Consider the following 15,677-nt stretch of genomic DNA (forward strand, 5'->3'; position numbering starts at 1 on the left):
TTGATCAACTGTATTACCCTACTCGCTAACAACCAATCCTTACTTCTTCTGCGGGCACTTCGGATGAATCCCCCCCTGCAAACAAATGTAAGCAATTTGACTTTTATCTAAATTTTTAGCCTCTGCAAAATCAACTCCTAGGAATCGACCGGATTTACTACCAGTCGGACTTTGAATAAATTGATCCGAAGCTGCCTTCCCCAGAAACACAGCGCCTTTAAAATTCGCTCCCGCTAAATTCGCGCCCCTAAAATCAACCGAACTCACCTCCGCATTCCGAAAATTCGCATCTTGCAACCGAGCATCTTTGAAATTCACGTTCGTGAGTTTAGTCGAAGTCAAATCGGCATTTTGTAAGTTTGCGCCGCTCAAATCAGCACCGGACAAATCAGCACCTTGCCATTCCGATTTAGACAAATTTGTCAAGGACAACTGAGCGCCTTGAGCCTTCACTTTGCCCAAACGCGCACCCGACAAATCCGCTCGCGACAAATTCGCGCTTCCTATATCTGCCCCGGTAAAACTTGCATTTTTTAACAGTGCTTCCTGCAAATTCGCTCCAATTAAAATAGCACTGCTAAAGTTAGCTGAATTCAAGTTGCCGTTTGACAAATTAGCTTTGTTCATGACAGCGCGCACAAAAGTAGTGCGGTTCATTACAGCACTGTTCAAAGACGCCCCGACCAAATTTACTCCTTCCAAATTAGCGCCACTCAAGTCAGAAATCCAATCATCAAATGTACCCGGACGCCTGTCTTCGCCGGTGCCGTAAAAGCGAGATCCCTGCAAGCTGGCATTGGTTAAATTGGCATTTCTCAACTTAATTCCTGACAAGTCAACTTTGTTTAAAACTAAAGTAAACTGAGATGGGCCAGCAGGACTTTGAGCTAAATCCGTGCGGCTCAGATCCGCGCCGTTGAGTTGGGTGCTATACACTGTGAGAATTTTGCCGATCGCCCTTTGTACTGTTCGCTGGCGGGCGGCCGCTAACTCGCGTTCCGGGGCCTTGCCGCCAAAGCGCAGGGAATCGAGGTCGTTGCTGAGAGCTTGATTCAACCGCTGCAACTCAGGCAAAGCTTTCGGGCCGCTACTGACTAAAGCTTGCTGGATCGCGTCCAGCATGGCGCGGTTGTCTTCTTGAGCGAGCAAATCCGCTAGCAGGGGTACGGCGCGGGAGTCTTCCACGGCCCCCAAAGCCAAAATAGCCGATCGCCTGCCCGATGCCCCGCTAGCCGATGTGGGAGATAATTTGCTAACTAAAGCTACAAATAATTCGTCGTTCCGCTGCCGGGAATCCCGCAAATTTGCTTGACTTTGAGTGTAGATCAGAGTGCCGACAAACAAAGTTAAAATCAATCCCGCGCTGCCGATGGTAACTATCACTAAAGTTGTGCCTGGATGTTGGCGCATCCAATTCCACAAACTGGCATTTGCTTTCAGGCTGCTTTGCGGAGTCACAACCAAAGCCGCAATCTGCGCGTCTTCCTCAGTCCAATCTGGACTCTGGACAGGATTGGCAGACAGTTGATTCGATCGAGCATTGACGACCAAAGTATTCGCGAGGCGATCGTGTCCTGATTGCCGTTTGTAGCGCAATGCCAAAGCGCCGTCTGCGAGCACTGCCAAGCCGCTCAGCCCCCCTAAAATCAGCAAATCCGGAAACGCACCGCTCAAGCGCCAAATGCCGTAAGCGACGCCCAGAGGCACTCCCCAGCGCCCTAAACTTTCGCGAATTAGCACTTGCCCAAAACCCGGAGGAGTGCCCGACGCTGTGACAACTTTGACCCCGAACCAGCGTTTGGAGATAGTTTGACCGGTTCTGGCGAGCAAAAACAGTTGCCACCCCGCTAAAACTGCCGGTGCCAGCAGCGCCCCTGACCAGAATAGATTAGTTAGGGGTGCGACTCTGGGACTGCGATCGCGCACGGGTATGCCCAAAGTACGGGCGACGGTTTCGGATGCTGCTGCTACTGAGGAATTGAGCGGCACGGTTTGAGATTCCTTGTTGACCAATGCCCCGATACTGAAGGGAACGAAGGCGCTGGCCGCAATTAACGAAATTTCCACTGCCCAAGCGCCGCACCTGCGAACCAGCAGTGGCATTTGCTTGGATTGTGTTTCCCAAGACGGATCGGGTTGATTGATGCCGCTGGGCGCGGTGGGGTTAGCCATATTTAGAAATTCCTATTATTTGTCGTTAGTATTTGAGGACTGGGGGGAAATTGCCAATTTATACGCTATGTAGATTAGCACTCCCAGAACGGCAAGAGTCATCAGCGCTGAAATTAGCTGTACGACGCTATTGAAGACTGTCAGGACAATTATCGCTGCGACGGCAAAGGCTGCCACCTGCCCCGGTTTGGGGAGTTTTTGAAACTTGTCCAGTAATTGATTGTAGAAGGTTCCGACGGCTTGATAGCTGTCTGGATTTTGTGTGATGAGTGGCGATCGTTCAACTTTAGCTTTTAGTTCTCCCAACGCTTGCTGCCAATTGAAGTTATTTTGAGGATTCATAAAAAAATTCGGAAGTTATTTTAGATTAATGTGTTTGGAACCGCCATTATCCCCTACCGTCAAAGAACTAGAACTAAATGCCATTGTGTGAGGAAACATGAAGATCCATTATTCGGGTGATCGCGGCAAACTGTGGTTTAGCCCGATCGTGACCCTAGCCTTGGCAATGATTTTAGCGGATGCCGGTGCCCTTCGGAGCCAACCGCTACAAATTGCTCCGGGATTTCCCGAACCGCTGGGAGTTTCTGGAGTTTCCGGCGGCCCGAACAATAGCGGCGACTGCGGTTTTGTCTCCCAAGCACCCAACCACGTCATCGAAGTAACGCAGGATTTGCCTTACTGGCGGATTGCAGTACAAACCGCTGGAGCTCCGAGTTTGATGATTCAGGGGCCGAGGGGACGTTTCTGCGTCCTGCCGGCGAATGCTGCTGCGGGGAATGTAGAATTTTCCGGTTATGGGGACAAGGGGACTTATGTTATTTTTGTGGGCGATCGATCTCAAGCTCAACACCCTTACTCTCTCTCTATTTCCCAAAAGCGAAATTAAAAATACAACCGAATTAGGAGGCTGGCTGTGAGAAAATGGCTTTTTGGCGATCGTAACTAAGCCGGGTTTCTGACAGCCAGTGCGGGGAATAGGGATTTCATATCAATTTTGTATTTGCTCTCTAACCCACTTGCGAAACAATCTGAGAGTTTGACTCGTACCCACTGTTTGACTTTGTTCGCAATATTGAGAAATAGCTTCAATAATTGGCAGATTGGGAAAAGTCGGACTAATTTCAGATTCAACATATTTTCCATCTTGAAGCACATTAATCTGAAGCTTGTTATTTTCATAGCGCCAAATTTCAGGTACTCCCAGCGCCTCGTAAGCGTCCAGTTGAGTTTGGGAAGTTAGATCCACTTGAATTGCTAAATCCGGCGGCGGATCGACACTTAAGTCGATGCGCTTTTTCCCAATCATTAAAGCGGAATTTTGGATGTAAAAACATTCATCAGGTTCAATGCCTCTTAACATACTTTTTCGCTTGAAAGTCGTTGAGCCAAATGGTTCAAAGTCGATGTCTAGTTCCTCCAACAAAATTTTTACTAAATAGCCAATAATGATTTTAGCTTTCTCGTGTTCTGGTAGTGGCATCCTAATCTCCAAAGTTCCTTGACTGTAAGCTATTCTAGAGCCACGGTGTTCTCCCAACTCTTCTAAAATTGCCTCAAATTCTTGCCAGTTGACATCATGGAACAGCACTCTCTGCCCTGGGGGTACACTGATTTGCCTTAATTGCAGCGTTACCATCTCAACCTCCGATTTATTTGAGTTTATTATAACTGATACAATCTTGTAACTTTAGAGTGCACAGTGCGCCCCTGACTGATAAATAGCGCCACCAATCGAGCAGTCTAATCTGCGTTTTTTTGCTGGCTGTAAAGTTCCTTAAACTTGCGTTGCTGCTGGTTGTGATCTACGATTGGAGAGGGATAATGAAGAAGTCTGCGTTCTAAAGGCGAAATATTTCCTGTTAGCAAAAGTTTCGTATCAACGCGGCGCAATTCGGGAACCCAGTGCCGAATATATTCTCCTTCCGGGTCAAATTTCTGAGCTTGACTCGCCGGATTGAATATTCGCAAAGGTTTCGGGTCCATGCCGCTCGAAGCACTCCACTGCCAGCCGCCGTTATTAGCAGAAAGGTCGCCATCTATCAATTTTTGCATGAAGTATTTTTCGCCCCACTGCCAGTTAATAATTAAATCTTTGGTGAGGAAACTGGCGACTATCATGCGGCAGCGATTGTGCATCCAACCCATCTGATTTAACTGCCGCATTGCCGCGTCAATAATAGGATAGCCAGTTTTGCCTTTACACCAAGCTTGAAAGAGTTTTTCATCGTTCTCCCAAGGAAAGTCTTTGAATGCTTGACGGTAGGGGCCGTCTGCTAATTCTGGGAAATTATACATGGCGTGTTGGTAAAATTCCCGCCACGCTATTTCCTGTTGCCAAGTTTGGATGCTTGTAGACGCTTCTTCGCTGTGGCAAGTGTCCATTACTATCTGAGTAGCTTGCCAAACAGTCCGGATGCCTATGGCACCAAATTTGAGGGCTGCACTGAGTTGAGATGTGCCGTTAGTTGCGGGGAAATTGCGCTGTTCTTGATATTGGTAAATTGCGCTCTCGCAAAATTCTTCTAATTTTTGTTGCGCTGCATCTTCTCCGGGTTCTATTACTAATGGATTTTCCCAAATAAATCCCAAACTAGAGGCAGTTGGCACTGTTTCCATTGCACCTGCTTCGTTTGCGATTGCTTGTTCGTCGGCGGTTAATCCGCTCATTAATTCCAGATAAGTTATCGGCAGTGTCTCTACTGGTTGGGCTTTGGGTTTACTATTCCATTTTTTCCAAAATGGGGTATAAACTGTGTAGGGAGTCCCTGTACCGCTGCGAATTTCATCAGGGGCGTGTAGGACTTGATCCCAGAAATTTTGAACTTGAATTCCTGCTTGTTGGAGGGCGTTTGATACGGACTGATCGCGCTGTTTTGCGTAGGGTTCTACATCCCAGTTCCAAAATACTGCTTGAGCATTTATACCTGTTGCTAATCTCGGTATTCCTAAAATCGGGTCATCTTGAATGATCAGCAATTGGCTGCCTGCTTCCCTGTAACGCCCGGAGAGTTTTTGCAAGCAGCCGATCATGTAGGTGACTCTAGCTGGCGCTACGTCATCGCGATTTAGGATATTGCGATCGAGACAAAAAATCCCGACTACTTTCGGGCTTTGCTGGCGCGCTGCTGCCAGTCCGATGTTGTCAGAAATACGCAAGTCGCGACGGTGCCAAAATAAAATTAGATCGGACATTAGATTTTAGATTTTAGATTTTACATTCCTGGACACGCGCGGGGTCAAAAACCCGGTTTCTAAGCTAAGATTTATCGGTTTGATGCACGATTTTTATAAGAAACCGGGTTTTTTTCGTCAGTCCTATTTAAGTCAAAAATGGACGTGCCAAGAAAAAGCTAGAAATAGATTTTGCATCAATTGGTTCCCCAGCTAAAATAGCTTTTTCTAATTCTTCAGGGGTGAATAAAACTGTTTCAAGGTCTTCATCCTCGTCTTGTGCGGGCGGCTTTTCCAGTTTGACCAAATCTTGGGCTAAAAAAGCATAAATGATTTCGTCGGAATAACCGGGGGCGAGAAAAAATTGCCCTAAGTTCTGCCATTTTCCGGCCCGATATCCGGTTTCTTCTTCGATTTCGCGTTTGATAGTTTCGGCGGGGCTTTCATTGATTTCGACTGTACCTGCGGGAAATTCTAAAATTCGCCCTTTTGTGGCAAAGCGGTATTGTCGCACCAAGACGAGTTTACCTTCGGGTGTGACGGGAACTGCAAGTGCTCCGCCCGGATGGCGAATACATTCCCACTCGCCTTCGGAACCGTTGGGCAGGCGGAGGGTGGCTACGTCAAAGTTAAATTTGCGCCCTTGGTAAAATAGGCGTTGTTTGAGGAGTTGGGGTAGTTCTTGACCGATCGACATAAGCAAGAAGCGAATAATGTTAGAGTGCACTGATTTAAGACATCATAGGCGATCCAAGCCTTAAACAGTGCTCAATTTTTACAGTGGCAATTTTTGCACTCCGGAACAGTCTGCGGTTTGCAGCAGTTGGACGATCGTACTTTTCGTCACCGGATGCACCCAATCCGCGGCAATTTCTGCTAAAGGTACTAATACAAAACCTCTTTCGGTCATCCGGGGATGAGGTAGAGTCAGTGTCGGAGTTTCTAAGATTAAATTGTCGTACAGCAGCAAATCTAGGTCGAGGGTTCTTGGCCCCCATTTTTCTCGGCGAATTCGATTAAATTTTATTTCAATTTCTAATAAAGCTGCTAGCAATTGTTCGGGTTCTAGTGCCACTTCTAGGATGGCACAGGCGTTGATGTAATCGGGTTGCGGCGGCCCGACGGGGGCGGTTTGATACCAGCTTGAATTAGATTTTACTGCTATTCCTGGGGTGTTGTTGAGGGTTACAATCGCGCTTTTGAGCGTGGCGAGGGAGTCGCCTAAGTTGCTACCGAGGGCGATCGCACATTTTGTTGATTTCATAAAGAGGGAAGAGGGAAGAGGGAAGAGGGAAGAGGGAAGAGGGAAGAGGGAAGAGGGAAGAGTAAGGCGGGGCGGGTTTATCGATATCCTTTGATACCTAAAACTATTTCGGGTAAAACCCGCCCATACAAGTTGTATTTTTGCCAAATTTTCCCCCTAAAGGCGGCATTTTTGGCGCATTCTGATAACACAAAATATTATTTTAATCTAAGTTTAACCGGCTGTTAAATTTTATTAAGTATGATTGACAAATGTTAGGATTTAGTTTCAAAAATAATGAATTTTTACCTACGCTTATTGTCGGCCGTCATTCTAGCAATTATCAGTTTAACAGCAAGTATATCGATAGTTTTGGCTGAAACCAAAGAGCGCTACCTTACCTTAGATTCGGGCGGCAGTCAATCTTTTGCGAGTTTAGTGCAGCAGGCGGAAGATTTAGCGAAAGAGTCGATCGCCCGCGAGTTTCAAGAAAATCCGGCATTAACAGAAGTTACAATCATCATTACAGCCGATCGCAGCCGACAAATAGTTCCTGTTTTGCGATCGAGAGTATCCCGCCACGACTGGCAGAAAGATTCGAGAATCGAACAGTGGACTAGATATTTTGCGGATGCTAAATTGCTGCTGGGATTCAGAGAGGACAATATCTCGCCCGCAAATTCTGGGTTTTCGCAAGTGATTAAGGTATCGGCGCCCAGTCGATCAGCATCCCGACAAAATGATCCGGGTTTTCGAGATGATTGAAATCGGGCATTGGGCATCGGGCATCGGGCATCGGGCATTGGTAGCAAACAACAAATAACAAACAGCACGACACCGAAATCACCGATACACGGATAGATATTTTTTCCTGAATCTCTCTCTCTATTCCCAATTACCAGTTGGCAATTACAATATTTAACTTTTTATTAACCTAAATATCTCCCTATTTTAATTAACCTTCAGGTTAACTTCCCTTAATTTAACAGTGATAAAGTTGCATACGGAATCATTTGATTAGGGATGTTGGGTAGAATAAGGAATTTATGTCTAAAATAACTCGCCGACAACTGCTAATTTTCTTCGGCAGCAGCGCAGCTACCACTGTGCTTGCCCCTCAACTAACTCAAAGACTATTCGGCATCAATTCCACCTCGGCCGAAGCTGTTGTAGGGCCGCTATCTTTCACTCCGTTAAGACTTCCTCACCCGCTGCCAGTTTATCAAGAATTGTCCAGCTTCATGCCGACGGGCCTAAACGGACAAGGCACCGTGATGACGGCCTCCCAGAATACTAAATTAACCAGCTACAGCGTTGTTGACGATGTGGTTGTGCCGCCAGAATACGAACGGTACGTCATTCTCCGCTGGGGCGATCGAGTTTTTCCCGATCCGGCAGACTATTTCGGCTACAACAACGACTACACGGGTTTTGTAGGTCTTCGCGGCAGCAATGACGACGGTTATCTCTGGGTTAACCACGAGTACGTATCCTTCCCGATGTCGAAACTGGCGCCGGAAGCGCCGTCAGATGTGGCATCATTTCCGGCGAGCGATCGCGCCGTCCTCGGTATAGACTTATCGGTAAAGAATCGCGATACCCTCGGCGAATTCCTGTACAATCTCGGCGGTTCGATCGTCCGCATTACCAAACAAGCTGATGGACGCTTTGGGGCGATCGCCGGCGACTCCCTCAACCGCCGTATCCACGGACTTTCCGGCCTCGGCATCAACAGCCAGCGTACCGACAAATACAAAGATGTCACCTCCTGGGGAACCAGACAAGGCGACAACAACTACCTCACAGGTACAGGCCCCGCAGCCACGCAAGTCTTCGCGCAAGTCAACAGCGACGGACTCGGCAACCGCATCATCGGTACAGCCTACAACTGTTCCGGTGGCACAAGCCCTTGGGGCACAATCCTCTCCGCCGAAGAAAATTTCCAAGGTAGCGAAGCATTCTTCGTGGGAGTTCAGGAAAACATCAAACCCAACGGCGGCCAAACCAGCTATCCCAAGGGCACTACCGGTGAGGAATTCGGCTTAGTCGGCGAAAAATACGGCTGGATGGTAGAAGTCGATCCCCAAGACGCCAGTTTCCGCCCCCGCAAACATACCGCTTTAGGCCGTTTCCGCCACGAAAACGTCGCCATGCGCGCCGAAGCGGGACGCAAGTTAGTAGTGTACATGGGGGACGATCGGCGCGGCGGACACACCTGGAAATTTGTCAGCAACGGCAATGTCACAAATCCCGCAGATAAAACCAACAGCCGGTTATTTGAAGACGGCGTTTTGTACGTCGCCCAATACAACCGCAACGGTACGGGAAGGTGGCTGCCGCTAACATTAAATACCCAAACAAATCCGGTGAGTCCCCAAAAAGTTGCCGAGGCCGAATTGGCAAGTTTTGGCAAAGCTCAAAGAGATGGAAATACTCGCTTGCCGAAACGCGCCGGAATTGCCGGTCAAACCGAAGACGGCGGTTCTTTTGTAGTAGATACAACTAATGAAGCAACAGCACTTCCCGGCTACAGAAATAAAACTCTTGCTAATTTCTACAGCAGTCAAGGTGCGGTTTTAGTTGATGCTTTCTTAGCTGCTAATTTGATTGGCGCTACTCCGACGGCGCGGCCGGAAGATTTGGAAGTTAATCCTACTACTAAGGAAGTTTTCATTTCCTATACTGATGGCGCACCGGGAAGCGATGGCTATCCAGATTCTCGCATTTTTACTGTTGCTAAATACACTGCCGGACTCAATAGCACTCAGCAGTCGGGAGGACTTTACAAAATAATTGAAGACAGTCCCGACGGTGCGGGTTTGACTTTCCGCTGGCAGCGTTTTGCCCAAGGTGGAGAAGCTGGTGCAGTAGCTGGGGCGGGATTTGCTAGTGTTGACAATTTGGTTTTTGACCCTCAAGGCAATATTTGGGGCGTGACTGATATGTCTACGAGCACCCACAACGGTTTTGATGTGGGTGCTGCTGGGAAACCGACTGCGATCGACCACACGAAAACTGGAAATGTCTCGGATTTTACGGGTGTTTTCGGCAACAATTGGCTGTTTTACATTCCGACATCGGGGCCGAATGCGGGAAGTGTAGTTCCGTTTGCTCACGGCCCGAATCGGTGCGAAATGACGGGGCCGACTTTTGTGGGAGATACGCTGGTGATTTCGGTGCAGCATCCGGGGGAAGATTGCCCGATCGATGATGGTACTGTACTCAGTCGGCAAATTGAAATTTTGGATTTGAACGGTGCGGTTTTTAATCAGACTCGTAGTGTTTCTCGCGGCAGTTTGTGGCCGAGTAATATTGAGAATGACAGGCGTCGTTCGCCGCTGCCGTCGGTGATTGGGATTCGCCGCGTGCGATCGACCCCAGCCGGCCAATTTGTTTAGAGCGCGGATTTCGCAGTTTGAACTGTCACAAGAATCATCTTCCTGATGGGTTTGCCCTGTTGGGGAATTAACAAAGCGCAATTATCTGAGTTCAAGTCAGATAATTGCGCTTTTTTTGAGAATGATGAGGCGATCGACATTAACCAGTCAAATATTATTCGTGTTTGAATTGCTGACGATCATTATATTGTGCGGCAAGGTTTAGTGGCGCTGCTGGATCATGAATCAGATGTTAAAGTTATGGCGCAAGCAAGCAACGGGCAGGAAGCTGTTACTATGTTTCGCCAACCTCAGCCCGATGTAACGCTGATGGATTTGCGGATGCCGGTGATGGATGGAGTCGCCGCCATTGCTGCGATTTGTGCGGAGTTTCCCAGTGGCCGGATTGTCCTGCTGACGACTTATGACGGCGATGAAAACATCTATCGCGGATTGCAAGCGGGTGCTAAGGGCTATCTGCTTAAGGATGCGGAACCAGAGGAGCTTTTAGCAGCAATTCGGGCTGTTTTTGAGGGTAAAAAGTACATTCCGCTGGCAGTGGGTGTTAAGTTGGCCGATCGCCTGAGTGGGCCTGAATTGAGCGATCGCTAATTACAAGTCATTCGCCTCATAGTCGCTGGTAAAAGCAACCACGAAATTAGTAGACCTCTTGCAAAAATCCTTTTCATCAATTGATGGGCCGGAGAGCCCGTCCCATCCCACAAGAAAAAATAACTCTTGTGGGATGGGCCGGAGAGCCCGTCCTAATTATTTTTGCAAGAGGTCTAGTAAAGTTCTGCACATCAGCGAAAGCACCGTCAAGTTTCACATCAACAATATTTTGAGCAAGATGGGAGTTAGCGATCGTACGCAGCCCGCGATTTCCGCATTAAAACGCGGGATTGTCAGCCTGTAGTTTAATTATCTGTATTTTTACTGATAAATATGACTATTATGAGGGCCAATCATGATAAATAAGACCTTAAGTTTTACGTCAAAACTTGGGATCGAGGCTAAGCTGGAGCTCATAGGACAAATTAGCCCTTATCAAAAAAATGCTTTATTCACTTTTGCCCAAGTCTCAAGTCAAAGTTCACGTTTTAAAACAGTTTGCAGCCGCTGTTTCGGCGTCTTTAGCTCTTAGTGCAATAACCAGTTTGAAACCCTCGCCGGTATTAGCCGCTAGCAATATCCCCCCCGCAAATCAAACCTCGACTCAGCTAGCCACAAAACTTGATTCTAGCTTGCAGCTAGGGCAGTTACGCAGCACTGTTCCCGTGCAGACAATGCAGCTCGCTCCGGGCGGATTTATCCCGATCGCGATCGGCGGTATGATAATTATTCTGGTGCTACCATTATTTTTTGGCGGATTGGTAGTAATTGGCGATCGGGAAGTGGGCATTGTTAGTAAAAAGTTTAGCTTCGGCGGCAACTCTTTACCCCCCGGAGATTTAATTGCCTTAAACGGAGAAGCTGGATATCAAGCTGATACTTTGCCCCCCGGTTGGCACTGGGGTTATTGGCCTTTGCAGTACAACGTTCGCAAAGAGTCTCTGACTGTAGTTCCCCAAGGTGAAATTGCTCTCATTATCGCAGCAGGTGGTCAGTCAATTCCGCCGCAGCGCATCCTCGGCCAAATCACAGAATGCGACAATTTTCAAGATGCTCGCAAATTCCTCAAAGGCGGCGGCGAAAAAGGTAGACAACTAGGTATCGTGACTGGCGGTAGCTATCGAATTAATACAGCATTATTTACAGTAATTACAGCGGCAAATGCTGCCAAACACGGGATGACAGCCGAACTATTAAAGCTGTACAAAATCGCCCCAGATAAAGTGGGAATAGTCACAACTTTTGATGGCGTTCCGATTCAAGATGGCGAAATTGCCGGCCCGATTATTCCGAATCACGACAACTTCCAAAACGCGCAAAAATTTATCGCCGCCGGCGGGCGGCGCGGTTTGCAGGAACAGGTTTTGCTTTCCGGTTCGTGGAACTTAAATCCTTGGTTTGTCGGGGTTGACCAAGTGGCGATGACCGAAATCCCGATCGGCTATGTGGGCGCGGTGATTTCTTATGTCGGCAAAACCTCAGAAGATGTGAGCGGCGCTGCTTTTACTCACGGAAATTTAGTAAATGTCGGTAATAAAGGGGTTTGGGTAACTCCTCTTTATCCAGGCAAACATCCGCTGAATACGCGCATTTTGAAAGTAGAGTTAGTGCCTACTACTAATATAGTATTGAATTGGTCTGGCAAAACAGAAAGGCACAGTTACGATTCTAAACTTTCGTCTTTAACCGTGCGTTCTCAAGATGGTTTCGCCTTTGATTTAGAAGTAGCTCAGATTATTCACGTTGGAGCCTTGGATGCTCCAAAAGTTATCTCTCGCGTGGGTTCGATGCAGAATTTAGTAGACCACGTTTTGCAGCCGACAATCGGGAATTATTTCCGCAATTCGGCTCAAGCTTATTCTGTATTAGATTTTCTCTCCGCAAGAAGCGGCAGGCAAGCGGAAGCCGCCGAGTATATCAAAGCAGCTTTGCGTACCTACGACGTGCAAGCAATTGATACTTTAATCGGGGATATTTTGCCACCTGCAGAGTTGATGCAAACTCAAACCGATCGCAAAATTGCTGAGGAACAGTGCAAGACTTATGAGGTGCAGCAAGTAGCACAAACTCAGCGGCAACAATTGGTGCGGGAAACGGCGCTGGCAGAGATTCAACAAGAGATGGTGAAATCCGAACAAGGCGTGAAGATTTCTGAGTTGAAAGCGAATTCTCAGGTGAAACAAGCTCAAGGCGAAGCTGAGTCGATTCGGGTGAAGGGAAATGCTCAAGCTGAAGCTTATCGCGCGGGTGTTGTGGCTTTGGGAGGTTCCGGTTATACGGCTTTGCAGTTAATGCAAATTATAGGCGATCGCCACGTGCGAGTTGTGCCGGATGTTGCGGTAACAGGCAACGGTAGCGGTGGTGGTTTGGTGGATGGTTTGCTGGGAATGATGATGTGGAATCAAACGAGCAAAAATGGAGAAAATGGCGGGGAGTTACCGTTACTTAATTTACAGAAATCCGAGCCGACTGTTTTGGAATCTGCGACAAAGTTACCAGTAGCAAAGGTGCATTCAGCAAAGCCGCCGGAATCTCGCGCTAATTCGCCTGTTGCCAATTCTGAGTCTGATATTGATTCGCGATTTGATGAATTGCCGTTTGACGATCGATCTTTTAGTTAGGCTGTGCAGTTTGTAGCGAGAACTTCAGTCCTATGTTATTGAAACGGGGTATTACCCGTTTGTAGTTTGGCACCATACCTAGCCCAAAGTTCAGGTAATCTCCTCAATCCAATGTCAGCATTAGCTGACATTGGATTTAGTTTTTAACTCAACTTTTAACCAGCTCAGCTATTTTTGCGAAAACTTTTTATCAACTTAAAGGTTAATTGACATAGCGATTTCCCAGTGCTACGTTAGGTAGAATTAAAGTTTACCTATTTAGCAATGAGAGTAATTTATGCAACTTTTAACGATGGATTTAGATACATTTTCTCAGGCGAGTCTCCTGGGGTTCGCGGCCTTAACAGCCTATATTCTCACACTGCTTCCCACAAATTTGAGAATAGTTTTTCCTCTCACAAAAAAAACAGGCTTTCCCCAATGGCTGCTGAAATATCGCCGCGTCATTGGTCTGCTTTCTTTCTTTTTAGCTGTACTTCACGGATTCATTTTTTTCAAACAAAGAAACTTTGATATCTTTGATATCAAAACTTATTTTGTTTACTTCCAGGGAGTATCAAGCTTCATTATTTTAACTCTTTTGGCTATCACCTCTAACGATTGGAGTGTGAAAAGACTCAAAAAAAATTGGAAAAAATTGCAGATTCTCACTTACCTTGCTATGTTTTTAGTAACCTGGCATATCTGGGATAAAATGGCAGGTCACTGGACATATTTAACCCCTGTTGGAATTGCAGCTATAACCGCCACAATAGTTTTATTCCTCGGTCGAGTCTTGATGGAGCGCCAATCTAGACAACAAAAAAATCAGCCAAAAGAAGGCAAAGTAACAGGGCGAAACCAGAGGGTTGGATAGCCTTTTTTAAACGTAGAATGTCGCCGAAACCTCCTCGATAAATTTCTGGGCTTTAAATCGGGGAGTTTATTTTACATAAACTGAGTTGTGGAGGCCATATTTATGAGATCAAAAGCATTTAAATGGAAAGTTTCAACAGCTTTGACATTAATAGCAGTTGTAACTGCGGCCGGCATCGGCTGGTCTAGGTCGCTTTCGGAATCGGAAACAACTCTATCTCAGTTTAAATCGGGGTTGTTCACTCAATCTTCCAGCAGTTTTAAAGAGAATTCAGGGTGGATTTACGCGATCGCACTCAGCCCAGACGGCAAAACTTTAGCCAGCGGCTGTTATGGCGGCATTATCAAAATCTGGAACTTGCAAACCGGCAAATTACTTTACACCATAAAAGCACATACCGATGCAATTGAATCCCTCGCCATCAGTCCTGATGGCAATCTTCTGGCTAGCGGGAGTTGGGATAACCGAATTAAATTGTGGAATCTCAAAACTGGTATCCTCATCAATACCTTGAAAGGTCATGCGGATGATGTCAAGGCAATAAGTATCAGTCCTGATGGAAGGTTACTCGCTTCTGGCAGTACCGACAAAACTGTAAAACTGTGGAAGTTTCCCGAGGGCAAACTCCTGGGCACACTTCAAGATACAGACTGGATTCAATCTGTCGCTTTTAGCCCAGACAGTAAAATTTTAGCCACCGGCAGCGAGGATGGAACTATTAAGATCTGGTGGCTTGATGATGGTGGCAATTACACCCTGACTGGGCATTCCGGGCCGGTGCTCTCAGTTGCTTTCAGTCCTGACGGGAAAACTTTAGCTAGTGGCAGTGCGGATAAAACTGTTAAGCTGTGGCAGTTTAAAAATGGCAAAGTTATGCACACATTAACAGGGCATTCCGGCCCGGTGCTCTCAGTTGCTTTTAGCCCGGATGGACAGGCTTTAGCTAGTGGCAGCTACGACAAAACTATCAAGCTGTGGAACTTGAAAACAGGTGAACTGATGACAAATTTTGCGGAGCATTCTAAGCCAGTTTGGTCAGTCGCTTTTAGTTCTCAAGATACTGTCTTAGCCAGCGGCAGCGCAGATGAAACTATTAAGCTTTGGCCTGTACCTGCCCCGCTTGCGACTCAGGTTAACTCTCCAGCGCCAGAGGTAGAGGCAGCACCTTCGGAAATTATCTCCCCCGGTGAAATTGCACAGTTGAACCGGAAACTTTACGACAAAATTGACAATAGTTGGCGCTCGACTCCCAGCTTCAACACTTCATTAGTTTATCGGGTTGCAGTGAATGAAGAAGGGGTAATTACAGATTATCAGCCGCTGAACCAAGCAGCGGGTGATTTTATTCAAGAAGTTTCTCTTTCTTCCTTTCGTAAAGTTGCTCCTCAACCAAAGCATTTTAGTCGGTTTAAGGTAGTGTTCAAACCCTCTGGGGTGCTTGAGATCAGCCCGTGGAAAGGGTGGGATTACTCATACTAATTATCTCACAAATTATCTGAAATTAAAATGTTTTAAATTACTGAAGCGAGGTCGGTTATTCTCTTCTGATACGGAATCCGGTTGTCATAGGTCTGTTATAATTGCTGAAAAAATCGAGCAAAAATAGCCATGCCAAAAAAAGT

The 15,677-nt window shown here is 46.9% G+C and carries 14 protein-coding genes; 8 read left to right on the plus strand and 6 right to left on the minus strand.

Annotated features, from left to right (window positions below):
- Positions 1-39: 39 nt before the first annotated feature.
- The gene (locus QUA40_RS16790) at positions 40-2,172 is read right to left on the minus strand and encodes a pentapeptide repeat-containing protein (protein WP_333127743.1); all 2,133 of its coding nucleotides are present in this window, start codon (positions 2,170-2,172) and stop codon (positions 40-42) included.
- Between the two features lie 15 nt (positions 2,173-2,187).
- Complete coding sequence (locus QUA40_RS16795; RefSeq protein WP_333127745.1) at positions 2,188-2,514, minus strand: hypothetical protein; 327 nt, start codon at positions 2,512-2,514, stop codon at positions 2,188-2,190.
- A 97-nt stretch (positions 2,515-2,611) separates the two neighbouring features.
- Between QUA40_RS16795 and QUA40_RS16800 the strand changes: the two genes are divergently transcribed.
- Positions 2,612-3,061: a hypothetical protein gene (locus tag QUA40_RS16800; protein WP_333127747.1), complete on the plus strand. Its 450-nt coding sequence runs from the start codon at positions 2,612-2,614 to the stop codon at positions 3,059-3,061.
- 102 nt (positions 3,062-3,163) lie between these two features.
- On the opposite strand, the gene QUA40_RS16805 is transcribed toward QUA40_RS16800, so the two are convergent.
- The 4 genes from QUA40_RS16805 to folK form a co-directional block, all read right to left on the minus strand.
- On the minus strand, positions 3,164-3,811 hold the full coding sequence (locus QUA40_RS16805) for a Uma2 family endonuclease (RefSeq protein WP_333127749.1): 648 nt from the start codon (positions 3,809-3,811) through the stop codon (positions 3,164-3,166).
- Between the two features lie 104 nt (positions 3,812-3,915).
- The gene (locus QUA40_RS16810; protein ID WP_333127751.1) at positions 3,916-5,367 is read right to left on the minus strand and encodes an FAD-binding domain-containing protein; all 1,452 of its coding nucleotides are present in this window, start codon (positions 5,365-5,367) and stop codon (positions 3,916-3,918) included.
- A gap of 127 nt (positions 5,368-5,494) precedes the next feature.
- Positions 5,495-6,043 (minus strand): NUDIX hydrolase, encoded by a 549-nt coding sequence (locus QUA40_RS16815; protein WP_333127769.1) that lies wholly within the window; start codon positions 6,041-6,043, stop codon positions 5,495-5,497.
- A gap of 78 nt (positions 6,044-6,121) precedes the next feature.
- On the minus strand, positions 6,122-6,610 hold the full coding sequence (gene folK / locus QUA40_RS16820) for a 2-amino-4-hydroxy-6-hydroxymethyldihydropteridine diphosphokinase (protein ID WP_333127753.1): 489 nt from the start codon (positions 6,608-6,610) through the stop codon (positions 6,122-6,124).
- Positions 6,611-6,886: 276 nt separating this feature from the next.
- Here folK and QUA40_RS16825 point away from each other — a divergent pair, with 276 nt between their 5' ends.
- From QUA40_RS16825 to QUA40_RS16855, 7 genes are all read left to right on the plus strand, one after another.
- The gene (locus QUA40_RS16825; protein WP_333127755.1) at positions 6,887-7,354 is read left to right on the plus strand and encodes a hypothetical protein; all 468 of its coding nucleotides are present in this window, start codon (positions 6,887-6,889) and stop codon (positions 7,352-7,354) included.
- 281 nt (positions 7,355-7,635) lie between these two features.
- Positions 7,636-9,987, plus strand: a complete 2,352-nt coding sequence (locus QUA40_RS16830; RefSeq protein WP_333127757.1) for a PhoX family phosphatase — start codon at positions 7,636-7,638, stop codon at positions 9,985-9,987.
- 168 nt (positions 9,988-10,155) lie between these two features.
- Positions 10,156-10,578, plus strand: a complete 423-nt coding sequence (locus QUA40_RS16835; RefSeq protein WP_333127771.1) for a response regulator transcription factor — start codon at positions 10,156-10,158, stop codon at positions 10,576-10,578.
- A gap of 133 nt (positions 10,579-10,711) precedes the next feature.
- Positions 10,712-10,882: a LuxR C-terminal-related transcriptional regulator gene (locus QUA40_RS16840; protein ID WP_333127759.1), complete on the plus strand. Its 171-nt coding sequence runs from the start codon at positions 10,712-10,714 to the stop codon at positions 10,880-10,882.
- A gap of 139 nt (positions 10,883-11,021) precedes the next feature.
- A complete protein-coding gene (locus QUA40_RS16845) occupies positions 11,022-13,199 on the plus strand; it encodes a flotillin family protein (protein ID WP_333127761.1) in 2,178 nt (725 codons plus the stop codon).
- Positions 13,200-13,476: 277 nt separating this feature from the next.
- Complete coding sequence (locus QUA40_RS16850) at positions 13,477-14,055, plus strand: ferric reductase-like transmembrane domain-containing protein (protein WP_333127763.1); 579 nt, start codon at positions 13,477-13,479, stop codon at positions 14,053-14,055.
- Positions 14,056-14,157: 102 nt separating this feature from the next.
- On the plus strand, positions 14,158-15,534 hold the full coding sequence (locus tag QUA40_RS16855) for a WD40 repeat domain-containing protein (protein ID WP_333127765.1): 1,377 nt from the start codon (positions 14,158-14,160) through the stop codon (positions 15,532-15,534).
- Positions 15,535-15,677: the final 143 nt, after the last annotated feature.

Source organism: Microcoleus sp. Pol11C3, assembly GCF_036701485.1.
GTDB lineage: Bacteria > Cyanobacteriota > Cyanobacteriia > Cyanobacteriales > Microcoleaceae > Microcoleus.